Here is a 23,987-nt window from a genome sequence, read left to right on the forward strand (position 1 = left end):
ATTAGAGCAAAAGGTAACTCATTTTTGGAAGCGTTATCATTATGAGGAGAGGCTGTGAATTGTATGGTCAAAAGGAAGCTGTTTTTCTTCATCGTTTTCATGTTGACGGTCGTAGTTCCTTCCAGCCTGATCGGAATAAGGACCGCTTATGCGGAGACCTTACCTTATCAGACGATTATCATCGATGACGGGAGTATCAAGATCAATGATGTTGTGACACCTGATGCGGGTAACAAGAACAATGGATATGCGGCTCCGAATTGGACTACAAGCACAGGGGTGAAGGGGTATGATCTTTCCAGCACCAAATATACGAGTACAGCAGGCAGAACGATAACATGGAATCCACGCTTGGAAGCAGGAACGGCGAAAATATCGTTCTATAAGCTAGATTGGGCGGATAAGGCTGATAGCAATGTAAAAATCGAAATTGTTCATAATGGAACAACGGATGTAGTCTTTATGGATCTAAGACCCTCATCTGGCGCTCCAGCAGGGTGGGTTGATTTGGGAGAGTACTATTTTTCTGGAGTTGGTGAAGAATTCGTTCAATTGACCCGTTCTACCGGCACCACAAACACGATCCTTACACGCGCGGATGCGGTCAAGTTCGAAGGGAATATAACGCAGAAAGAGCCACATAAGACAATCATCATTGATGATGGAAGCCTCACAATTGATCATGTCGTTACGGTTGATTCCGGCAACGCTAATAACGGATTCTCTGCTCCATATTGGAGCACAAGCGCGGGAGTGAAGGGATACAATAATTCCAGTTCCAAATTTACAGACGCTGTAGGTAGAAGCATCACCTGGAATCCACGCTTGGAAGCAGGGACGGCGAGAATATCGTTCTATAAGCTGGATTGGGCGGATAAAGCAGATAGTAATGTGAAAATTGAGATTGTTCATAACGGGATTACGGATGTTAAGTTTATGGATCTAAGACCTTCGTCAGGTCCATCGGTTGGATGGGTAGATCTGGGGGAGTATGAGTTTAGTGGTAATGATAGCGAATTTGTCAGGCTGACTCGAACACAGCCTTCTACGGGTACAATTATTACGCGGGCTGATGCAGTCAAGTTCGAGGGGAATATCCGTCAACAGGCACCACCGTTGCCCCCGCTGCGGAGCCGCACATTAACAAATCTCAGTTACACAGAGAAAGGCAGCATCGAAAATGATAACTATAAGGCGACCTTCTATGAAGCGGCATGGGATGAAGGTAAATCCATCGTGCGTGACATGTTCTACAAAAACACAGAGACAGGGAACTGGGTTCCAATCAATAATGAATCGGAAAGACTTGAGGAACAATGGGTTTTATTGGACGGGAATGCGGGGAGCCGAACCAATTACTATGATACGATGAACAAACGCTGGATTACATTCGACGGGGTCCATTTTCCCGACAGCCACACGGCGGTATTGACCGATTCTACGCATGGCAGTGATTACGATTTTGAAGTGAACTGGTCCATGGCAGGGGATAAACCAGATGTTTCTTTTGCCTTTACGCCTCGCCGCGATGGCAATTATGTGATTGGATATCAGTCCTTCACAACAGAGGCAGTCTCGGGCATCAATGAAGTGTTAAATGGATTCCGGTCACATGCCAAAATGGTAGGTACAGTGGAATCAACAAGTTTAAGAGAGCTGAGCGCTCCGATGAGCCTGGTTGAGAAAAAAGATGGTTCGGGAAATCCATTAACGTATGGCGTATTTGTACCTTCGGCAGAGCTTCCGGTTGAATTTGAACCGACGGGAGGTGTGACGAAACAACGGCTTGGCATGAGCCTGGTCAACAACGAAGGCAGTGTGCAACCAATCCTGTATGCCCCTCAATTAGGGACTTATTCGCAAATGACCGCAGAAAGCACGTATCAATTTCATATGGGGCTAATCGCTCAAAAAAGCAATCTATATGAGTCCTACGTGGATATTCTTCGCAATGAGTACGATTATTCGGCATACCGGGAAAATGTGTCAGATCAGTCGCTTACTGACGCGATGTTTAATATGATTGATCTCCTTAAAATTGAGCCGCAAGGGGACGACTCTGTGAATTATGTCCCATCACCCAGCGGGTGGTGGAGCCGTGCCAAGGGTTTTATAGATATCGAAAACGAGGATAGCGTCCGAACAAGCTCAAATGCAGTTCTTTTGGGAGCTTATTATTTAACTGGGGATGACCAGCTATACGATACGAGAGCACTGCCGTCCGTCCAGTATGGCCTATCGCGAAATGGTATTGGTTGGTCGCCAACGCAGAAGAAAGTATACGGTGTGCCTTCCTTATGGAAAATGGCTACTCTGCCATTTGATGTTTCAAGCGTAGCGGCTGTTAATCAGATGATGGGCACTACAGCTGGTATTGGGGCGCTGGCACAGGAAGAATACCTCGTACGTGACCCGGATCAGAAAGACCGCGGGCCTGTCATTCAGCCCCTGATGATGTATCGGATGACGGGAGATGCACAGTATTTGCAAGCTGCGAAGGATGCAGCCGACAGTTATATCGCGCAACATATTGATACGCCTGCATCAGTCGATGTGAGTAAAAATGAGTTCATTTATTATTATAGCAAGCTGTGGATGGAGATCTTGGAGCTATATGAGGAAACTCAGGATCCCAAATACTTGGATGCCGCCTATAAAGAAGCCAAACGCTATGCGACCATGTTTGTTGCTCGTCCAGTTCCTGAAGGTAACGTTACAATTCCTCAGCCGGAGACATATAATTACGCCGAGTCGTTCCATTGGCCGGAAAGTGGTAAATTTCAATATCCGAGACTCAAGCTTCCCGAAGATATTGCCGGAGGTGTTCAAGCGGAGCGTTGGCTTATTTCACCGAGCGGATTGACGTTTGAAGCAGGAAGTACAACCGGCTATTATCGGATGAATGCTCAGGAAGCTCCGTTCATGCTGAGATTGTCGCTCTATACAGGGGATGAACTGCTGCAGGATATTGCTCATAATGCGGTTATTGGACGATATTCCAGTTATCCAGGTTATTATTATAAGGGTTTCGCCGTTAGTCAACTTGAACCAGACTTTCCTCTGGAAGGCCCCAGCGGGGCTACATCCATCTATTATCACCATATCCCGGGGCAGCTCGGGCAAACGATGGATTATTTGATCAGCGAACAATCATTGAAATCAAACGGCAGTATTACGTTTCCTTCCGTTTTTGAAACGAATTTTTTATGGTTTAAATATCACCTCTATGGGAATAAACCAGGTCAATTTTATGGTAACTCCGACGTTTGGCTATGGATGCCCAAGGGGATTATTAAGACCAACCATCCTCAATTGAATTGGATAACGGGTGAGAGCGGGGATAAATTTTACATCGGGCTAAGCAACGCATCGTCAGAAGAAGTTCAGACTCCAATTGAATTAAACGAACATATCATTGGATTCAATCCGGCGCAGGATTATACCGTAACGATCATCCGCGACAATGGCACACCAGAGCAAACGGTAATGAGTGGTGGAATCATTCAAGCCACGGTTTCAGGTAAGGGCATCACCGCGATCATTGTAGAAGGACTTAACATTAATGTGCCGCTACATCAGGTCAGAACGGCAGATACATCGGATGCAAGTTATTTCTTTGATACCCACAGTCCAATTGATGCGGTTAAAGGCATGCTCATCGTTAAGCCCGACGAAACGGTTTATGATGCTTATGTGCAGGCCAAAACGACAAAACCAGCGACAATCCATTATTCCTTGGATGGCGGGGCCACGTACACGACCATCCCAGATACGATCTATCCGATGGAATGGTCGATACGAGTGAATGATTTATCCCAAACTTTCACGTATTACGTGGAATCGGAGGGGAAACAGACCCGTAAGCGGACACTCTATCTGCCGGATCAGGTATCGGAAACTCCAGTTCAACCCGATGGGCAGGATAGCTCAACCATCATCGTGGATAATACGGAGGCGGAGACAGAAGGCGTCTGGATAAGGGATACGACGGCTAACGATTATTATTATGATAACTATGTGTATGCCAAATCTACGACCGGCACAGCGACAAGTAAAATGAGATGGCGGCCTGAGCTTCCAGAAAGTGTCACTTACAGTGTGTATTATAAGATTCCGCAAATCACGGCTGCGAGTGAAAATTGGGCAACAAATGTCTCATTTACCGTTTATCATAGCGGCGGCTCCGATACGGTGACAGTTGATGAGACAACAGCGAATGGTACTTGGGTGCACCTGGGGGATTATCCTTTTGCTGCAGGCGATAGCGGGTACGTGGAACTAACCAATAAGGCCAATAAGTCCAGAGTCGTTGCCGATGCAATCATGTGGGTGGACCCAAACAGGGTACCGCAATTGGAGTCTGCTGTGATCCTGTCCGATCGGAAGGAACTGCAGATGACTCAAACCGCACAACTGAGCGTAACCGGTTATTTGGATAACGGTTTGGTCGGTGATCTTACACAGGCCGATGTGCAGTATTTCGTTGATCGTACGGATCTGGCCGAAGTGAATAGCAGTGGGGTGTTGACCCTTCTTAATCTTGATGGAGACACGGATCACATTGAGGTATGGGCTACGGTTACGATTGACGGAGTGACCTTAACCACACCACCTTTGAACATCACGATCAGGGACCTAACGGTTATCGTGGACAGTACAAATACAACAGGGTTATACACGACAGAAGGTTCGTGGAGCCAAAGCAATTTAGCTGGATACAAAATTGGGGTTAAATCCCGCTATTCAACAGTTCAAGGCTCATCAGCAACGTGGAAAGGCGAGTTTCCAGAAGGTAAATATACGGTCTCGATCTATAAACTCGTCCATACGACAGCAAACGATAACAATGTCAAAGTGGAAGTGAAACATAAAGCGGGTACCGAGGTCACCTATATCGATGCAACGGTCGGCTCATCGGGTTGGGTTAATCTGGGGACGTTCGACTTTACGGGCGACGGTAGCGAGTATGTTCGATTAACCAGGGTTACGCCTACAACGGTAGACCCGCCAACGCTTCCTGCGGATATGATCTATACGAGGGTTGACGCAGTTATGTTCGAACGGCATTCAAATGATTCGGAGCCGCTTGCCAATGAAGCGCCAGTTGAACCGACACTTTCTGAATCAGAGCAGTGAATTATGAATGGAAGTGGAACAACGGTAAGTGATGTTATACAAATTATTGTAAAATAACGCTAAGAGCCGAGTGGATCAAAACGATCCATTTGGCTCTTTTTGTCTAAGTGCAAGAAAGTGTGTTTACAAGGGAAGGCAGTCGGCCACCTTCCTCTTACCACCCATTAATCACTTAAGTTTGCCAAATCCAACTTTTTTGGATTCTTGTAAAAAAATTGCCGCGTTCAGATTATGTTTCGTCACACTCAAAACGTTTCTCTAGACCCACACAAATCTTCAATGGTACCATCATACACGTGCTTGAATTGAAGATTGCAGGAGGATATCATGTGGATCAACTTAAATACGATAATCTAAAGCTGGGGGAGCGCGGAGCTATCATCAGCATTATCGCCTACATAGGTTTGACCGTATTAAAACTGATCGTTGGCAATATGGCCGGATCAGAAGCGCTCAAGGCGGATGGATTAAACAATGCCACCGATATTGTGGCCTCAATAGCTGTACTGATCGGTTTGAAGCTTGCCCAACGACCAGCCGACACAGATCATACATATGGTCACTGGAGAGCAGAGACCGTTGCGTCACTTGTTGCTTCTTTCATTATGATGGCAGTAGGTTTACAAGTACTGTTTCAAGCCATTGGTTCTGTGTTTCAGGGTAAACATGAATCTCCGGATATCATCGCTGGGTACACAGGCATTTTCTGCGCAGTTATCATGTATCTGGTCTATCGCTATAACAAGAGACTTGCTACTCGTATTAAAAGTCAGGCAGTCATGGCTGCAGCTCGAGATAATATCTCCGATGCCTGGGTGAGCACCGGTACGGTCATTGGGATCGTGGGTTCCCAGTTCGGCCTCCCATGGCTGGACCCTGTAACGGCTGTCATCGTAGGTTTCCTGATCTGCAAGACCGCTTGGGACATTTTCAAGGAAGCCACACATCATCTGACGGATGGTTTTGATGTTGAACTGATTCAGGAGTACAAAAAAACGATTGCCGGAATTGACAGCGTAGAGACAGTTAAAGACGTGAGAGCGCGGAACTATGGCAATAACGTTGTAGTAGACGTTGTCATAACAGTTGATGCTGAGCTGGATCTTCAACAAGCACACGATATCTGTACAGACGTGGAGAACGAGTTAATGGAGGAACATGACGTATACACCGTTCACGTTCATGTGGAACCTGATACGTTGGAAGAGTGCATTTAAACTCAGGATTATAAAAGAGCGACTCGGCAAAGCAAAAAAACCAGTGAGCTTTAATTATTCACTGGTTTTTGCTGATTTCAATTTTCATTTTTAAAAGAATACGCGCGTTGTTTATCCCATACATGACTATCTCGGCAAATTGTAGGTAATCAGATTGTTATATTTATCCGCATGTTTCTGTTCGTCCAGGATGATCCCCCACACCGTGTCTTTATATATGCCATAAGGGAGACCAAACCATATTTTTCTATACTTTTCCACGGCCGCCAATTCACCCTGAAACGCCTTTTGCAGTCCGGCAAGATAAGAGGTGACCGTTTCAACCGGCTCACTGCTTATGCCCGTAATCTCCTGACCTGTCAGATCCTTGTACATTTGGCGGAACATTTGATTATGTCCTCGTTCATCATTGCGGATGCTCGTGATGATGGCAGCCTGATTGGCATCGGGCGACAACTGAATCAGTGAATCATAGAACACCTCATCGTTTCGTTCTCCTTGCACAGCCGTTTTGATTAATTCAAGTGCTTCGGCTGATGATGTTGCCCATACCGGAGTAAAAGTGTACCTGTAACCATAAGGATATGCCACATACATTACGAATCCCTCCAAGACAAATATGAGTTAAGATATGCACGTATGCCCATCAGCGTTAACCCATATCATCTGTCCTGCCTTATTAGTGGAAAGCTTCAGTAAAACTTCACTTGGTATACCTCAATATTTTACTGTAACCATAAGCAAGAACAAATGGCAGGAGGTATGACACAAAGGTCCAAATTATGTTCCATCCATTAAAATAAATGACATGCCCCATCATTTTGGCAACCCATTCGATTAATGTCAGCGACAATGATGCAACAAGAATCGCCAACCATGGCTTGGCGCCTTTTTCTGAAATCATATACATCATCAGGCAACCAGCGATCGGATAGACTCCAAGATCCATTGGAAGAGCAGCCAAGGATTGATTATGAGTATTTGGCATAATATTCCAAAAGTAATTAAATCCGATATTGTTGATGGATGCTGAAATAGCCACACCAAGTGGATAATATAGAATAAGGATTGTAAAGTTCCGACGCAGAATCCATACACCCAATATAATGGGAATGACCATACCCAACAGAATGTTTCCTAACATGCCATTTTCCTCCAAAGCTTTGTTACTTCTGTAGTTTCACTATAAGCCGCATCAGCATTTATCGGATTTCTCTCACTTCAATACAAGTGGTGTTGTATAAGTTAACCAACTCCATGGGATATAATGCATATTAGCAAATTCGAAATAGGCTTGTGTGAGTCCAAACGTTAAAAAGGCCGCTTATCCAACAAGGGTAAGCGACCTTTTTTAGCGCATTTAGTAAACTTACATTAATGCAGTTTAAATTCGTTTAAAAACGGAGCAGCTTATCCACATGATTCATATGTTCCAGATTACGAATAAACTCGTATCGTTCTTGTTTTGTTCCATTAAATGGTGTTTCTAAAAGAAATTGATTGAATTTCTGTTCAAGCATATTCCAGCCAAACGGAGTTTCCATATCGCCTAGAGGTACAGGCATCCACCGTTCATATATATTGCCATCATGTGTTGTTATAACAACATGGGCAGCGCAAAAATGAGTTGGATGATCAGCCAGATATTGCTGCACTTCATCATCCAGGGTTACTGTAATTTTTTGCACCAGTTCCTGAACCTCCGGATCGGTAAAGCTATTGAATATTAATTCCTCTGAGTCCATACGACCGTATTTGAGAGCCACGGCTGAAGTGAATTGTGTGCTGGCCTGTGCTCCGATTGCGGTCTTAGGCTTAGGATTCGTCAGACGATATACAAATGAAGAGGTCCTCACATCAACAGACTTGATCTTGGATGGTGTTAAACTATAGTCTTCGCGAAGTTCCAACATAGCATCCAGAGTGGCGTGTAATCCACGCTGGCAGGCATGACGTTTGAAATAAATGTAAGTCACTTTAAAATCAGTTCCCAGTCCTTCCAGCACATGACTTGTGTCACAATGCCCGCTTGTTCCTTTGAAGGCCTGGAAGAATCCATATTTTCCTTCCAAAGCTGCATCAGGACCCGTGAAACCACAGGATGCCAGTCTCACGGCCCTTAATCCGGTCAATGCCGCCCAGCCACTGCATAAAATTTTCCCTGAAGTTCCATCATTCTGATATTCAATCAAACCTCCTGTGAACAGAGAAGCAATCCCCATCGCATCCTTGGTCTGCTTGGCATCTGCATTTGTTAATTTACTTACCAAGGCCGCTGCTGCGACAGCGCCGCATACCCCGGTAGCATCAAATCCTCTTTCCCGGTACATAAATGGATTGATCGCTTCGCCTAACCTAGCATATACGTCATAAGCCGCAACAATGGCGGTGATCATCTGTTTCCCATCGTTTCGGTGGAGCTGAGCCATACTTAGCAGGAGCGGAACAAGCACAGATCCAGGGTGGCCCATGGCGTGGCGATAGCCGTCATCCAGGTCTGCACAACGTGCCATCATGGTATGAATGAAGACAGCATGATCTGTGCTAGTGCGGACATCCTGTTCACCAATCAATGAGACCAAGTCTTCATTTTTAATAATAGAGTCTGCCAATCTTGCGTATTCCAAAATACGTTCACTTGTTTCAGAGTATCGACCAAATACCATATTACCGTAAGAGTCCAGTATTACCTGTTTACCTACTTCGATAGCCCTCTCGGAGAGATCATCAAATTGAAGACGGGTTATGTAGTTGGCAAGTTCTACATTCATATGATTCACAACAGTTCACCTCGTTATTTTGACTTCAATCCGCAAATACACGGGAAGTTTACATAACAGAAATATAAAGTTGTCATGATGTTGAACTCAAGCACAAGTTAACTGCACTAACTCAACTTTTGTATGCACATAAGTAATTGAACGCCAATATGATTCAATTGCTTTGATGTAATGAAGGGGTGCAATAACGTTTGACTATTTTTTTAAAATCCTCTACGTAAGAGGGGAAAATTTTAGATTTGTGATAGATCAATGCGAGCGGGTGAAGATAGGAAAAATCAGCGATTGGAAATACATGAAGGTGAGAATTCGTATGATTAGACTCATTTAATGCATGAATCCCTGAAAGATACATCGTTAATGAAAAACTGGCCGCGTAATCCTCAGCACACAAAAGGTGATGGATATCCGGTTGCGTCAATTCGTTAATACAATGCAGGGATATGTTACGTTCAGCGAGATGTTTATCGAGCAAAATACGGGAATTGAAGTTTTTCTTATTCAGAACAAAGGGGACATGTTGAAACAGACTCAAATCCGCGCCCTGATTAAATGTTTCGATGCACTCGGGATATTGATCAGGGAAATACTGCTTGAGCAAATTGTCCGAGATCACCATGTACATCTGCTCAAGCAGAATCGTTTCATACTTTACATTTTGCGTTACGATATTGTCCACACCCGAGAGGAACAGATCCAGTGAATTGTTTAACACCATCTCCTGCATTTGCGGTGAGGTTGTACGATGAATTTTAAGCTCCACTTTGGGATGCAGGGCATAAAATTCTTTTAATAATTTCGGCACGATAATGGGATAGCGCCCTTCGGTAACGCCAAAATGAATCGTGCCTGACTTATCCTCTTTAAGATCAGTAAGTTGATTCTCCATGTTTTGATCCAGCAGCTCAATTTGACGAAGCGTATCTTGCATAATTTTCCCCGCTGCTGTCAGCGCAATTTTAGGTTTTCTTTCGAAGAACGCAACACCATGTTTTTCTTCCAAGCTTTTTAGGTATTTGCTGAGTGATTGATGGGAAATATATAGTCGTTTCGCTGCATTGGAAATGTTTAACTCTTCGGACAGAACCAAAAAATATTTATAGTTATTAAGCATGCATACCTCCTGAGGTAATCTTCTGTGTGACTCTGATGTAAACACTATAGATGCAACACGGTTAAAGATCATCATACTGCAACTATTAGTTACATACAAGCAATCTAAATGTGCTTTGGGGTTGCGAATATCTATGATAAATTATGAATGTATTCACGATGTCCATAGCGGTGTAAGCGTGAGCAATATGCAAATGTCTGCTCCAAAATATAATTAACAGGAGGTTATGTGCGTGAGTAAAGTTGCAGTTCTATTAGCAGAAGGATTTGAAGAAAGTGAGACCCTGACGATTGTTGATATTTTGAGAAGAGCACATATCGAATGTCACATGATTAGTACAGCGGGTGAAATGGTTTGTGGTAGTCATGACATCGTGGTCAAGGCTGATGCGCTTATCAGTGAAGATGTTAAAACTTACGATATGATCGTACTTCCTGGAGGAATGCCTGGGGCCGCTAATCTTCGTGATGATGACCGTGTAATTCAACTTATTCAGGAAATGAATCAGTCCGGCAAATATGTAGCAGCCATGTGTGCAGCACCTCTTGCACTAGGCAAAGCAGGTGTGTTGGAGAACAAAAATTTTACCGCTTATGTAGGTTATGATCAGAAAATTGAAACGAGCGGTACTTTTAAAGAAGATATTGTTGTTAAAGATGGAAATCTGATTACAAGCCGTGGCCCTGCGACGTCTTATGCTTTCGCTTTTGCATTAGTGGATGCCTTAGGCGGAGACAGTATGGCTGTCAAAAATCGTATGGTTTATTTCAATGCATTTGATGCTGAATAGGAGGGAACTGAAATGACGAATAAAGTAGCAGTATTGATGGCGGAAGGTTACGAAGAGGGAGAAACGCTGACGATTGTTGATATTTTGAGAAGAGCTGGATTAACCTGTGACACGTTTTATTTTGGCGATAAGCTGGTTAAGGGCATGCACGGCATCTTTGTAGAAGCAGACAAACCTTTTGGCGAAGAAGTAAAGCAGTATGACATGATCGTTCTGCCGGGAGGCCGCCCAGGTGGACAAAACCTGAAGGTAAATCCGGATGTGATTGACATGGTGCAGTACTTCAATCAGAACAATAAGTACATTGGCGCAATGTGTTCCGGTACGGTGGTACTGTCCGATGCAAAGGTCATTGAGGGCAAACAGGTAACAGGTTATGTAGGGTACGCTGAGAAATTGATTGGCGGCATCTTCAAGGATGAAGTCGTCGTAGCTGACCAGAATCTCGTTACAAGCCAAGGGCCTGCAACACCTTATCCATTTGCATACAAAATTGCAGAAATCTTCGGCAAAGATACATCAGGCCTACGTGAAAAGATGTTATACAACTTTGCCGGAGGCAAGTAAAGACAGCTAAGAGGGCGGGGGAATCATATGAAAACAGAGGAATTGGCTAAGGAGATTATCGCTAACATTGGACAGGATAATATTACGTATGCCACGCATTGTGCAACCAGATTGAGATTCAACGTAAAAGATGAGTCTCAGGTTAACTTGAAAGCGCTTGATCGACTGGAAGGTGTCCTGCGAGCCCAGTTTAACAGCGGTCAGTTACAGATCATCATTGGCGCAAAAGTGAAAAGCGTTTTTGACGCAGTAAGTGAAAAGCTTGACTTGGAAAATCAGGACATTGAAGTGAAAGCAGTACAACAAAAAAAGAATGTGATTTCCCGAGTCGTGGAAACGGTGGCAGGTATATTCGGGCCAGTCATTCCAGTGTTGATTGGGTGCGGTATGGTGAAGTCTGTGCTTGCAATCCTGACGACAATGAATCTTCTTGAGACAACAAGTGGTGCGTACCAAACCTTTAGTCTGATTAGCGATCTTATTTTCTATTTTTTCCCCTTCTTCCTTGCAGTCAGCGCGGCCAAGAAGTTCAAAACCAACGAATATCTGGCTGTGGCCCTTGCCGGGGCTTACATGTATCCCACCATTATGGAAGGTGCAGCAAAAGTGGCAGAGACGGGTGTTACCAGTTTAAGCTTTTTCGGCCTTCCATTATTGCTCGTGAACTATAAATCAACGATCATTCCGATTATTATTTCGGTTTGGGTGATGAGCTACGTTTACCGGTTTGTTAATAAGCGAATACCCGATATGTTTAAAATTTTGTTTGTGCCGATGATTGTGTTGTTCATTATGGTTCCACTTGGATTAATTGTTTTCGGACCTTTAGGAACCTACTTCGGCAGTGGAGTTGCTCAAATTGTAACGTATTTGTATACGGTGAATGGCGTCATTGGTGCATTTTTATTTGGAACATTCAGACCCCTTCTAATTATATTTGGCATGCATTACGCGATTACTCCAATTAACAGCCAGCTGATTGCTGAATATGGATACTCGGTAATTTCACCTGCGAACTTGACTGGAAATCTGGCTCAAGCCGGGGCATGTATTGGTGTATTCCTCTTATTGAAACATAAAGCGAGCAAATCCAGTGCTTTATCCAGTGGTGTAACGGCGATGTTTGGTATTACCGAACCGGCTATCTTCGGATTCAACCTTAAGTACAAGCGTCCTTTTATCTGTGCGATGCTTGCAGGAGGTATCGGAGCAGCTTACATCAATTTCTGGGGTGGAGGAGCAACGGCTCTGATTCTGCCAGGTATCCTGGCCTTGCCAACCTATATCGCTGACAGTTATATACACATCATTATCGGGATAGCAATCAGCATTACGCTTGCACTGGTTGCCGTCTTGATCTGGGGAATTGAAGAAGAGATTCCAGCTCCAGTTACTGCAAGTGTTGGCAATGGAACAGATGCTTCTGCTGCCGCTAATGTGATTACGTCGACCTCAGAATCCCATGCTTTGACTCGACCAACCGGAACACTAATCATTGGCTCTCCGATTAACGGGATAGTTAAAAATATAACTGAAATCGACGATCCCATCTTTGCTCTGGGGAGCGGTGCTGCAGTTGAATCAATCGATGGCAAAGTATACGCGCCATTTGACGGTAAAGTTGTATCGCTGTTCCCAACCAAACATGCCATTGGACTGATGTCGAATGAGGGTGTGGAAATGCTTGTTCATGTAGGGATAAATACAGTCAAGTTGAAAGGAAAGCATTTCACGGCTTATGTGCAGCAGGATCAGGTGATTAAGCAAGGAGATCTGCTGATCGAATATGATCATGAAGCTATTCGGGCAGCAGGATTTGATACGGTCGTGCCCATCATTATATCGAATACTTTTGAATATCAGAGTGTTGAGCAGATTGCTGAGGATCGGGTTGTCCAAAACGAAGCACTGTTACGCATTCACGCTTAGAGGTGGTAAATATGAGTAAATTATCTGAAGACTTTCTTTGGGGAGGCGCTGCAGCGGCCAACCAGTTAGAAGGTGGATGGAATGAGCGCGGCAAAGGAGTCAGTGTTGCAGATGTCATGACAGCAGCAACACATGGCTTGGAGCGAAGAATTACACAGGGAATTGAGGAGAATGTATATTACCCTAGTCATCAGGCTAGTGATTTTTATACAAGATACAAGGAAGATATTCAGTTGTTTCATGAGATGGGATTCAAATGCTTTCGAACCAGCATCGCGTGGACACGGATATTTCCAAACGGAGATGAGACGGAACCGAATGAGGAAGGTCTGCAATTCTATGATGACTTGTTTGACAGCTGTTTGGCATACGGGATTCAGCCAGTAGTCACCATATCTCACTTCGAAATGCCATATCATCTAGTGACGGAATATGGGGGATGGCGCAATCGTAAATTGATTGACTTTTATTTAAACTTCTGCGAAGCAGTCTACACCAGATATCGGACAAAGGTTAAGTACTGGATGACGTTTAACGAAATCAATATGATTGTGCGCAAGCCATGGAAGCCAGGAGGCATTCAGTGGAACGATGGGGAAAACAAACTTCAGACCATGTACCAGGCTGCGCATTATATGCTGATAGCCAGTGCCAAAGCAGTCAAGCTTGGTAAAGAGATCAACCCGGACTTTATGATCGGCGGCATGTTCCTTCATCCAACATCATACGCAGCTACATGCGACCCTGATGATGTGCTTGCCCAGGTCAAAAAACTTCAACAAGCTTACTTCTTTCTCGATGTACATGTCAGAGGCAAATATCCACGCTCATATTATGGGTTCCTGAAGCAGCATCAATTGGAAATTGAAACTGCTCCTGAGGATGAATTGATTCTGAGAGAAGGAACCGTAGATTATATCGGATTCAGTTATTACTCCAGCTCTGTCGTTATGGCTAATCCAACCGATCAGGACAAGAGTGAGGGGAATGAAATAAGCGGTTATAAAAATCCGCTCTTGCCTGCCAGTGAATGGGGATGGCAAATTGATCCGGTAGGTCTCCGGATTACATTAAACTGGCTGTATGATAAGTATCAGATCCCGCTATTTATTGTAGAGAATGGTTTAGGCGCAGTGGATACGCTCGAAGAGGATGGGTCAGTGCATGATCCGTATCGGATTGATTACCTTAGACAGCATGTGAGTGAGATGAAAAAAGCCATTCTGGAAGACGGGGTCGAAGTGATAGGTTACACTCCTTGGGGTTGCATTGACCTTGTCAGTGCCGGAACAGGAGAGATGAAAAAGAGATATGGCTTAATCTATGTCGATAAAGACAATGATGGGAAGGGTTCATTAAAGCGAGTTAAAAAAGATTCTTTCTACTGGTATAAAGAATGTATTAAAAGTCAAGGGAAGATAATATAACACTTCGTCAAGTACACGAATGATCAATTAAAAGCCCTTGTCTCCATCGGCAACAACTGGAGACAAGGGCTTAAGCTTTTTCAAAGTTTTACCGAAATTTATTAGGGATTTTTTTTACTGGTGCTTGCTGAGAATATCAAATATGATCTTGGCATTATCTGTGTTGTCGATCAAACCGGCGAAGCGGTGACTTGCCGGACCGTAGGCATAGACCGGAACATCTTCACCTGTATGTCCACCTGTTGTCCAGCCGGTATATGAACTGTTATCAATAATCGCTTCAATAGCATTATCAATCTTTGTTACATCCGCACTTTTGGCTGCTTCGTTCACCGATTGAATCTCTTCAGGTTTCAACTCCAGTTTGAGATAACTTTTCAGTGTTTCTTCAACCGAAGCACCTTTTGCAATTTGTGCTGCCATGAAGTCAGGTGTGCGCAGTGCAGCTTTGATTGGGTCTACGAAGAAGTTGTATTCTCCGTCTTTTCCAAGCGTAAGTCCACCCGTGGAGTGGTCGGCAGTAGCTACGACAAGTGTTTCACCGTCTTTTTTGGCAAAATCAATAGCTGCCTGAAATGCTGCTGCGAAATCATCCATTTCACTCATCGCGCCAACGATATCATTATCATGTCCTGCCCAGTCGATCTGGCTGCCTTCGACCATTAGAAAGAATCCTTTGTCGTTCGAACTGAGGCGATCAATTGCTGTATTGGTCATCTCAGCTAATGATGGAGTTGCAGCAGTACGATCAATCAACTTGTCCAGCCCTCCGTCCGCAAACAGTCCAAGAACTTGTTGATTCTTATCCGCAAGGAGAGAGGAACGATCCGTCACATAGCTGAATCCGGCCTTCTGGAACTCCTTCGTCAGATCACGACCCTCGCGTACAAAATTGGATTTCCCTCCACCCAGAAGTACATCCACCTTATGCTTGCCATTAATCAACTCATCATAATAATCGTCCGCAATTGCATCCATATTTTTTCGACTGATATCATGGGCACCAAATGCAGCTGGTGTGGCATGAGTGATCTCCGATGTAGCCACGAGTCCGGTGGACTTGCCGTTTTCTTTGGCCTGCTCAAGTACGGTTTTGACTTCCTTCTGCTCAGGGTCAACCGCAATGGCCGCATTGTATGTTTTTACACCCGCCGACATAGCCGTTGCTGCGGAAGCGGAATCCGTTACATTTTGTTTATCATCATCCGGATAGGTCATTTGTGCCCCAACAAGATAAGGGTCGAATACGGTTTTATCCATGCCCTTCGTCGAAGGATCATCTTTCATATAACGGTAGGCGGAAGTATAAGAGGTCCCCATGCCATCCCCAATGAGGAAGATGATGTTCTTGATTTGTTTTTTCTCCACACTTACAGCTTGAACGGCACTTGCTTGTCCGCCGGACAAGAGAGTAGAAGCCGATACAGCCAGAGTCAGCGCTACCGCTGGTAATACTCTTTTGGATAATTTCACAATGATTCCTCCTCGTAATATCTCAACAACAAAAATGAATGCATGAATCTATATTCATTTGTTCATCATTAAGAAGATTAGCATTTATATGTAAATGAACACCAAGAACTTTGTATACTTGAGGTAAAATAAACAAATACGGCGATAACTTTAATTTCTTTGCATGAGGAGCAAGTCAAACATTCCAATCAGGGCAATATATTTCCTGCGAAAGATTCACATGATCTTCTACATACGAGATTACAAAATATACTCATTCCGCTGTTTTTGAAGTATGATACAACATAAGTAGAACGCTTTCATTTTTATATTACTGTTAGTATACAATCAATTTCATTTTCAGGAGGCTCTTTACCATTGATCAAAACAACTCCAAATTATGATGGGTATCTCTTTGTACATTTTATTGGCGAACAACCAGACGGAGAGCAGGTTTATTTCTCCTATAGCGAGGATGGTCTTCACTGGAAGGACCTTAATGGCGGATCGCCTGTGCTGTTTTCCGACCTTGGAGAAAAGGGGGTACGGGACCCGTTTCTGGTTCGTTCAGTCAAGGATAATAAATTTTATCTGATTGCTACGGATCTCCGCATCGCAAGCGGCAAAGGATGGACTCATGCCGTTAATGCCGGGAGCCGTGACGTAATTATATGGGAATCCAGCAATCTCGTGAACTGGTCATCCCCATGGAACGTTACACTAGGTGTTGAGGGCGCTGGATGTGTCTGGGCACCAGAAGCTGTGTATGATGAAATGGCAGATGAGTTTCTTGTATTCTGGGCTTCTGCGACGCAGGAACCACAGGAGCAAGAACGAAAACAAAAAATATACAGTGCTCGCACAAAAGACTTTCGTACGTTCTCTGCATCGGAAAAATACATTGAGCGGGATAATCATATTATTGATACAACGATTCTTCCTGCGGATGGCTCTTATTATCGATACTCCAAGGATGAAACAACCAAAAACATACGGGTAGAAAAAGGAGACTCTCTCGACAAAGGGGCATTTGTTACACTTCAAGCTCCGGTACTGGAGGCTATGGCAGGTGTGGAGGGACCTCAAATCTTTAAATTCAATGACCGGGAGGAATGGTGTCTGATTGTTGATCGATTTGCTGAAGGCAAGGGTTATCTTCCTCTGCTGACTACAGATCTGGGAAGTGGAGAATTCCGAATCGTCCCTGATGGTGAATTCGATATGGGAACGACTCAAAAGCGGCATGGAAGTGTCCTGCCAATCACAGCTGAGGAGTGCAGCCGGCTTCTCGCGGCTTTTGGGGATGGTCATCAGGTGCTTCCCGGACAATATGCCGATCCTGATGTCGCACAGTTTGGGGATCGTTACTATATGTATCCGACAACAGATGGCTTCGAGGGGTGGTCAGGGACACAGTTCAAAGTGTTTTCTTCTTCAGACCTGAAGCATTGGCAAGACGAAGGTGTTATCCTTGATCTGGGAACAGAGGATGTCGCCTGGGCAACCGGTAATGCCTGGGCACCGGCAATTGCCAGCCGTAACGAAAAGTTCTATTTTTATTTCTGTGGCAAAATGCTGAACGACGAGAGTGCCATTGGCGTTGCTGTAGCAGATACACCGATTGGTCCATTTCTGGCCGAGTCGCAGCCTTTAATCACAATGGAGCAATTGAAACGTCTGGGCATTACTATGGGCCAAGCTATTGATCCCTCCATCTATGTCGAAGATGATGGAAGACCGTATCTGCTATTTGGCAATGGACATGGTGCTATTGTGGAGCTTGGTGAAGACATGATAAGTGTCGTTGAGGACACAATGAGCAATCTGGCGGGCTTGCATGATTTTCGTGAGGCGGTAACCGTGTTGAAGCAGGGTGGACTATACCATTTTACGTGGTCCTGTGATGACACAGGCAGTGAAGACTATCATGTGAATTACGGTACGGCAGAGCAGTTATATGGTCCAATTACCTATCGATACCCAATCCTGAGCAAAAATGTGGAGAAGGGCATGCTGGGAACAGGTCATCACTGTATCTTTAATGAAAATGAAACCGGTCAACTACGGATTGCCTATCACCGTTTTGTAACACCACTGTCCAGATTCTCCTCTGGAAAGGGGTATCACCGCGAAATATGTATGGACCCGCTTCTTTTTGGTAAGGACGGACTGATTCAGCCTGTTATACTCTAAAATAAGCAATTCAATTGAATCGCTATTTAATGAAGGCTTGATACAGCATGAATGCCTGTCAAATGTCGCTTTTAGCGGTTTTGGCAGGCATTTTTATCATCCACCTGGAACAAGCAAAGCCGTAGGGTTGAGCGGGTATGCGACTTATTAAACGCATTAATTCCAGAATACATTTGACAGGCGAATCAATAAATCGTATTATTACGATATAACGATTTAGGAGGAATACTTTTGAACACTCCCGCTTTTGACAGCAATAACATTAAACAGTTCGATGAACCTGCTAATCTGCTGAAAGCTCTGTCTCACCCCATTCGTTTATGCATTGTGCGGGGACTGATGATGAAAAAAAAATGTAATGTTTCTTATATGCAGGAATGTCTGGATCTTCCCCAATCAACAGTCTCACAACATCTCCAGAAACTTCGCAGTGCAGGTATTGTTGCTACGGAGCGGAATGGTCTTGAAGTGAACTATGTGCTTGCCGATCAACGGGTTGAACAGATTATTAAAACTTTATTTGAAAAGGATGATTGTGAATCATGAGCAAAAAAGTACTCATTGTTGGCGGTGTAGCTGGAGGTGCTTCTGCAGCTGCACGTCTTCGCCGTCTGGATGAACATGCCGAAATTATTATCTTTGAGAAAGGGCCCTATATCTCATTTGCCAATTGTGGTTTGCCTTATTATATAGGTGGCTCAATCGATGATCGAGAGCGTCTGCTGGTGCAAACGCCAAAAGGGATGGCAGATCGCTTTCGTATCGATGTGCGTACAAGAAGTGAGGTTGTAGCTATCGATTCGCAGAAGCGAGTTGTTAAGATACAGTCCCAGGAGCGCGGAGCATATGAAGAAAGTTATGACGAGTTGATATTGTCACCAGGTGCTAAACCGATCATTCCCGATCTGCCGGGCAAGGACAATCCACTAATTTATACCGTACGAAGTATTCCAGATATTGATCGGATCAAAGACCAAGTAAGTTCGTCTAACAACAAGTCTTCGATTGTCATAGGCGGTGGATTTATAGGTGTGGAAATGGCTGAGAATTTAAAGGAAGCTGGTCTGGATGTAACGCTGATTGAGGGGAACGCACAAGTACTCACACCCTATGATACCGAGTTAGCAGCCGCATTAGCACAGGAAATGGAGAATCATGGTGTAAACCTGCTGTTTTCCAAACGTGTTCAGGGATTTCATTCCCTAGAGCAGGGCATAGGGGTTGAACTTGCCGATGGTCATGTGTTGACAGCTGACATGGTTATTCTTGCGATAGGCGTAACGCCGGATACCTATTTTTTGAAAGATAGCGGTGTTTCGCTGGGTGCACGTGGACATATTATCGTAAATGAAGCCTTGGAAAGTAGTGTGCCACATATCTATGCTGTTGGGGATGCCATCGAAGTAACGGAAACCATTCATGGTACGAAGGCAACGATACCACTTGCCGGACCTGCCAACAAACAAGGCCGTATTGTTGCCGACCGTATCGCAGGGCTTCCTTCTACCTACAAAGGAACACAAGGTACGTCCATTATCAAAGTATTTGGAATGACCGCAGCCACGACAGGCAGTAATGAGAAAACACTACAGCGTCTCGGCGTGGAATATCAAACCGTTATCGTACACCCTGCTTCTCATGCATCGTATTATCCGGGTTCAAGTGCAATTACTCTTAAACTGCTGTTTACTCCGGAAGGCAAAATTTTAGGCGCACAAGCAGTCGGTTATGATGGAGTGGATAAACGAATTGATGATATTGCTGTAGCCATTCATTTTGGAGGACATGTCCGGGATTTAACAGAGCTTGAACTGAGTTACGCGCCTCCTTATTCGTCTGCCAAAGATCCCGTGAATATGGCTGGATATGCAGCAGAGAATATGATTACCGGACGTGTTCAGACGTTCACCTATAATCAACTGGCTGATCGTCAGCCGGGGCAGTCGATACTTCTGGATGTACGCAGTGAAATTGAGCATCAAAATGGTCATATTCCGGACTCAATCTCTATTCCAGTTGATGAGCTTCGTCAACGTTTAGATGAATTAGACCCATCCAAAGAAATTTGGCTATACTGTCAAGTCGGCTTACGTGGTTACACTGCTTCGCAAATTTTGCGTCAGCATGGTTTTAGTGTAAAAAACTTGAGTGGTGGTTATAAAACATACCGTCAAGCCCAGTTTAAGCCTGCTACATTTACTGCTGCAAAAAAAGACCGTCCTGAACCTGTGGAAAAGGAGTCTATTCCCACTGACTCAACACAGCCGCAACGTATTGATCATGAGTTGAACGTGTGCGGATTAAGTTGTCCTGGTCCGCTAATTCAGGTTAAGCAGAAAATGGATCAACTCTCGAACGGGGAAACACTTCGCGTGAAAGCTTCCGATCCAGGATTCTATGAAGATGTCAAAGCATGGGCGACAATGTCGGGTTCCACAATCTTGCAGTTGGAAAGACTGAAAGGCGGTACGATTGAGTCTGTCATTGCTAAAAATACAGCACAACCCGTATCCGATGCCCCAATCAGCGATCCTGCCAGCACGATGGTTGTTTTTAGTGGTGATCTGGACAAAGCGATCGCTTCACTCATTATTGCAAATGGGGCAGCAGCCAGTGGACGGAAAGTAACCCTATTTTTCACTTTTTGGGGATTGAGTATTATTTGCAAGCAGCAGTCGCAGAAGTTATCCAAAAATATGATCGGCCGTATGTTTGATATGATGTTACCTCGCGGGAGCCAGAAGCTTGGCATGTCTAAAATGAATATGCTTGGAGCAGGCCCGAAAATGATCCGTGGTTTGATGAAAAAACATCATGTGCCGTCGTTGGAGGAATTGATTGAGAGCGCAATTGCACAAGGAGTAGAGATCGTTGCCTGCCAAATGTCCATGGATTTAATGGGAATTCAGCGTGAAGAATTAATAGACCAAGTCAAAATTGGTGGCGTAGGTTACTATCTTGGACAAGCATCACAAGCCAATCATAATCTGTTTATTTAAAAAAATTAGTAATGCTGAGCAGGATAATTGAATGCGTACCGAGAGAATGCCACGATGAGTGGCATTTTTTTGTTCAATAAAAATGAACGTTTCATTCAAAAACGGTTCTTTGACTTACCCATAACAGCAACATAGAGTGATGACAAGGACGGTGGTTGATTTAGCTATAAAAATGAGAATCATATACACCCTTGACTTTCCCCTGTACGGGAAACTATATACTCGCATTATGTTAAAAGATTGGAGATGATATGTTGTTCAAAATCAGTGCGTTTTCCAAGCTAAGTAGGGTCTCATTAAAAACACTGCGTTATTATGACCAAATTGGCATACTTAAGCCGAGAAAGGTAGATCACGATACGGGTTACCGTTACTATTCCGCAGATCAGCTTCTCGAGCTTAACCGAATCTTCATTTATAAAGAATTGGGGTTCACGTTGCCACAAATCACACAGCTGTTACAGGAACATATTACGTTGGAGAATATTCAAGGCATGTTTAAGCTGAAAAGAAGCGAAATTCAGCAGATTATCGATACGGAACAAGCCAAACTTGTCCGGATTGAGGAACGCATGCAGCTTATAGAGGAAGAGGGGCACGTCGAAACTGGACAAGAAATTCGAATCAAAGAGGAGGGTGCTCGGCAGTTTCTTTTTCAGACAGGGTGCGGGAGGGAAGAGGATATCCCGAGTTTATTTCATCAGTTTGATCAATCATTAACAAAAGAAATGCGCCAACTGATCGACGGACCTCAGGTTGTTTTGTGGAAAGAAATCGCAGGACAAGAGGAAGAGTTCGAGTTTGAAATAGGTTACTTCTTAACCTGTGAGCTGCGATCACCTCCCGACCCATTTCAACAGCGGACTCTTCCTGCCGAGCCCATGATGGCCACCATAGCTTATCGTTCCAATGCCATCTTTGCCTGTAAAGCCTGTGTTCATCTAGCTACATGGATTGAGAATAATAACTATCAGATCAAGGAGAACGGAGCTGGTAGGGAATTATATTTACCCTTATCTCAAGAACAAGATGTACAGTTTATAGAAATACAAATTCCAATACTAAATAGATAACTAGAGAAGACGGAGTGGATTAAAGTGAAAAATAAATGGATTATATATATCTTGGCATTGGCTGTTTTTCTGATTGGAACCCTTGAATACATTATTACAGGAGTCATTGAAATGATCGCCTCAGACTTGAGCGTATCTACTTCCGAAGTGGGTTTACTGGTGACTGTATTTGCTCTGGCAGCGGCCATTATCGCTCCGATTCTCATTGCAATTACAATAAATATGGATCGCAAGAAGTTACTGTTGTCCGCCCTCAGTGTGTTTATTGCCAGCAACGGACTTATGCTTGTTGACCTTTCTTATGAAACTTTACTATGGGTGCGAATTATTCAAGGGGCTAGCGGAGGAGTGGCTACCGTAGTAGCGATGGCCGTATCGACACGACTGGTTGAAAAAGAAAAAAGGGGCAATGCCATCGGCATCATTTTGATGGGGCTAAGCAGTTCGCTAGTGCTCGGTGTCCCATTGGGCACATTTTTTAGTGAAATGTTTGGATGGAGAGTTCTATTTATATTCATTGGATTGTTAAGTGTTCTTCCATTACTTATTATCTACAAAAAGGTTCCGGCAATCAAAGAGGAAGAAAAGATCACCCTCAGAATGCAGCTCTCCATTTTAAAAAATCCACTCATTCTGACTGCCTTGCTTATTACATTATTGTATATCGGCGGCTATTCGACACTGTTCACGTATATTACGCCTTTCTTGCAAGCCACATCCACTCTTACTATGACCGAGATAAGCGGTGTTCTGTTTCTCGCGGGAATTTGCAGCTTTGTCGGATCAAAAGTGGGCGGACAATTGGCAGACGCAAAGGGATCAAAGTTTACAATTTGTCTAGGCCTTCTGTTACAAGGCGTAACTCTGCTTTTGTTTGCTCTAGCTGGAGTTAATCTTATGATGTTAATCTTGGTTTTAATGATTTTTATGTTAGCAACGTGGAGCATATCTCCGGCCCAGCAACTATATCTGGTTACACTGGCACCTCGTAATCCCGACATTGCCCTTAGCGTAAATACGTCATTTATCCAGTTTGGTTTTGCACTGGGATCTGGATTAGGTGGGATTGTGATCAGTCGTACATCTGTCCTGTACTTAAATTGGTTGGGGTTTGGAGCTGTAGGAATTGCTTTACTTCTTGCCATACTGCTATTTAAGAAATCGAGAAGCAGAACTGGAACTCCAGATCCAGTGTAATTTCAGTGATGGGTAATTCTTGCTTATAAGTAAAATAAAAAGATCTCTTCAGCATTCACTGCTCAAGAGATCTTTTTGGTGTATAACAAAGTTAATATTTTTGGAGTTAGATG

General features: G+C 44.0%; 16 protein-coding genes. 11 read left to right on the forward strand and 5 right to left on the reverse strand.

Annotated features, from left to right (window positions below; genetic code table 11):
* Nucleotides 1–63: 63 nt before the first annotated feature.
* Together NSQ20_RS17035 and NSQ20_RS17040 are read left to right on the forward strand one after the other, a co-directional pair.
* Nucleotides 64–5,136 carry a hypothetical protein gene (locus tag NSQ20_RS17035; RefSeq protein ID WP_076327532.1) on the forward strand — a complete coding sequence of 1,691 codons (5,073 nt, stop codon included), beginning with the start codon at nucleotides 64–66 and terminating at the stop codon, nucleotides 5,134–5,136.
* A 329-nt stretch (nucleotides 5,137–5,465) separates the two neighbouring features.
* Nucleotides 5,466–6,353 (forward strand): cation diffusion facilitator family transporter, encoded by an 888-nt coding sequence (locus tag NSQ20_RS17040; protein ID WP_340030398.1) that lies wholly within the window; start codon nucleotides 5,466–5,468, stop codon nucleotides 6,351–6,353.
* A 126-nt stretch (nucleotides 6,354–6,479) separates the two neighbouring features.
* On the opposite strand, the gene NSQ20_RS17045 is transcribed toward NSQ20_RS17040, so the two are convergent.
* From NSQ20_RS17045 to NSQ20_RS17060, 4 genes are all read right to left on the reverse strand, one after another.
* Entirely contained in the window at nucleotides 6,480–6,950 is a 471-nt protein-coding gene (locus NSQ20_RS17045) for a ferritin-like domain-containing protein (protein ID WP_036671366.1), read from the reverse strand.
* A 106-nt stretch (nucleotides 6,951–7,056) separates the two neighbouring features.
* Nucleotides 7,057–7,497, reverse strand: a complete 441-nt coding sequence (locus tag NSQ20_RS17050; RefSeq protein WP_036671368.1) for a CBO0543 family protein — start codon at nucleotides 7,495–7,497, stop codon at nucleotides 7,057–7,059.
* A gap of 250 nt (nucleotides 7,498–7,747) precedes the next feature.
* Complete coding sequence (locus tag NSQ20_RS17055; RefSeq protein WP_179086460.1) at nucleotides 7,748–9,124, reverse strand: MmgE/PrpD family protein; 1,377 nt, start codon at nucleotides 9,122–9,124, stop codon at nucleotides 7,748–7,750.
* A gap of 163 nt (nucleotides 9,125–9,287) precedes the next feature.
* Complete coding sequence (locus NSQ20_RS17060) at nucleotides 9,288–10,247, reverse strand: LysR family transcriptional regulator (RefSeq protein ID WP_076327529.1); 960 nt, start codon at nucleotides 10,245–10,247, stop codon at nucleotides 9,288–9,290.
* A gap of 232 nt (nucleotides 10,248–10,479) precedes the next feature.
* On the opposite strand from NSQ20_RS17060, the gene NSQ20_RS17065 reads away from it, so the two are divergent.
* The 4 genes from NSQ20_RS17065 to NSQ20_RS17080 are packed head-to-tail and all read left to right on the forward strand — an operon-like array spanning nucleotide 10,480 to nucleotide 14,960.
* The gene (locus NSQ20_RS17065) at nucleotides 10,480–11,037 is read left to right on the forward strand and encodes a DJ-1 family glyoxalase III (protein ID WP_076327528.1); all 558 of its coding nucleotides are present in this window, start codon (nucleotides 10,480–10,482) and stop codon (nucleotides 11,035–11,037) included.
* Between the two features lie 12 nt (nucleotides 11,038–11,049).
* Nucleotides 11,050–11,604 (forward strand): DJ-1 family glyoxalase III, encoded by a 555-nt coding sequence (locus NSQ20_RS17070; protein ID WP_076327527.1) that lies wholly within the window; start codon nucleotides 11,050–11,052, stop codon nucleotides 11,602–11,604.
* 27 nt (nucleotides 11,605–11,631) lie between these two features.
* A complete protein-coding gene (locus NSQ20_RS17075) occupies nucleotides 11,632–13,533 on the forward strand; it encodes a glucose PTS transporter subunit IIA (protein ID WP_076327526.1) in 1,902 nt (633 codons plus the stop codon).
* Between the two features lie 11 nt (nucleotides 13,534–13,544).
* Entirely contained in the window at nucleotides 13,545–14,960 is a 1,416-nt protein-coding gene (locus NSQ20_RS17080; protein WP_076327525.1) for a 6-phospho-beta-glucosidase, read from the forward strand.
* 114 nt (nucleotides 14,961–15,074) lie between these two features.
* On the opposite strand, the gene NSQ20_RS17085 is transcribed toward NSQ20_RS17080, so the two are convergent.
* Nucleotides 15,075–16,436 carry an alkaline phosphatase gene (locus tag NSQ20_RS17085; RefSeq protein ID WP_340033036.1) on the reverse strand — a complete coding sequence of 454 codons (1,362 nt, stop codon included), beginning with the start codon at nucleotides 16,434–16,436 and terminating at the stop codon, nucleotides 15,075–15,077.
* A gap of 354 nt (nucleotides 16,437–16,790) precedes the next feature.
* Here NSQ20_RS17085 and NSQ20_RS17090 point away from each other — a divergent pair, with 354 nt between their 5' ends.
* The 5 genes from NSQ20_RS17090 to NSQ20_RS17110 all read left to right on the forward strand — a co-directional run bounded on the left by NSQ20_RS17090 (nucleotide 16,791) and on the right by NSQ20_RS17110 (nucleotide 23,874).
* On the forward strand, nucleotides 16,791–18,605 hold the full coding sequence (locus NSQ20_RS17090) for a family 43 glycosylhydrolase (protein WP_340030399.1): 1,815 nt from the start codon (nucleotides 16,791–16,793) through the stop codon (nucleotides 18,603–18,605).
* Nucleotides 18,606–18,836: 231 nt separating this feature from the next.
* Nucleotides 18,837–19,151: a metalloregulator ArsR/SmtB family transcription factor gene (locus NSQ20_RS17095; RefSeq protein WP_036615511.1), complete on the forward strand. Its 315-nt coding sequence runs from the start codon at nucleotides 18,837–18,839 to the stop codon at nucleotides 19,149–19,151.
* Nucleotides 19,148–21,604, forward strand: coding sequence for an FAD-dependent oxidoreductase (locus tag NSQ20_RS17100; RefSeq protein ID WP_340030400.1), 2,457 nt, complete (start codon nucleotides 19,148–19,150; stop codon nucleotides 21,602–21,604). The genes NSQ20_RS17095 and NSQ20_RS17100 overlap by 4 nt, the downstream gene beginning before the upstream one ends.
* 254 nt (nucleotides 21,605–21,858) lie before the next feature.
* Nucleotides 21,859–22,677, forward strand: coding sequence for a helix-turn-helix domain-containing protein (locus tag NSQ20_RS17105; protein WP_036616076.1), 819 nt, complete (start codon nucleotides 21,859–21,861; stop codon nucleotides 22,675–22,677).
* A gap of 24 nt (nucleotides 22,678–22,701) precedes the next feature.
* A complete protein-coding gene (locus tag NSQ20_RS17110; protein WP_338706086.1) occupies nucleotides 22,702–23,874 on the forward strand; it encodes an MFS transporter in 1,173 nt (390 codons plus the stop codon).
* Nucleotides 23,875–23,987 lie beyond the last annotated feature (113 nt).

Origin of the sequence: Paenibacillus sp. FSL K6-1122, assembly GCF_037977015.1 — a bacterium.
In the GTDB taxonomy this organism is placed as follows: Bacteria; Bacillota; Bacilli; order Paenibacillales; family Paenibacillaceae; genus Paenibacillus; species Paenibacillus amylolyticus.

Coding starts and splice junctions, on each gene's coding strand:
- NSQ20_RS17035 (WP_076327532.1), top strand. CDS start 64: ATGGTCAAAAGGAAGCTGTTTTTCTTCATCGTTTTCATGTTGACGGTC.
- NSQ20_RS17045 (WP_036671366.1), bottom strand. CDS start 6,950: ATGTATGTGGCATATCCTTATGGTTACAGGTACACTTTTACTCCGGTA.
- NSQ20_RS17050 (WP_036671368.1), bottom strand. CDS start 7,497: ATGTTAGGAAACATTCTGTTGGGTATGGTCATTCCCATTATATTGGGT.
- NSQ20_RS17055 (WP_179086460.1), bottom strand. CDS start 9,124: ATGAATGTAGAACTTGCCAACTACATAACCCGTCTTCAATTTGATGAT.
- NSQ20_RS17060 (WP_076327529.1), bottom strand. CDS start 10,247: ATGCTTAATAACTATAAATATTTTTTGGTTCTGTCCGAAGAGTTAAAC.
- NSQ20_RS17070 (WP_076327527.1), top strand. CDS start 11,050: ATGACGAATAAAGTAGCAGTATTGATGGCGGAAGGTTACGAAGAGGGA.
- NSQ20_RS17075 (WP_076327526.1), top strand. CDS start 11,632: ATGAAAACAGAGGAATTGGCTAAGGAGATTATCGCTAACATTGGACAG.
- NSQ20_RS17080 (WP_076327525.1), top strand. CDS start 13,545: ATGAGTAAATTATCTGAAGACTTTCTTTGGGGAGGCGCTGCAGCGGCC.
- NSQ20_RS17100 (WP_340030400.1), top strand. CDS start 19,148: ATGAGCAAAAAAGTACTCATTGTTGGCGGTGTAGCTGGAGGTGCTTCT.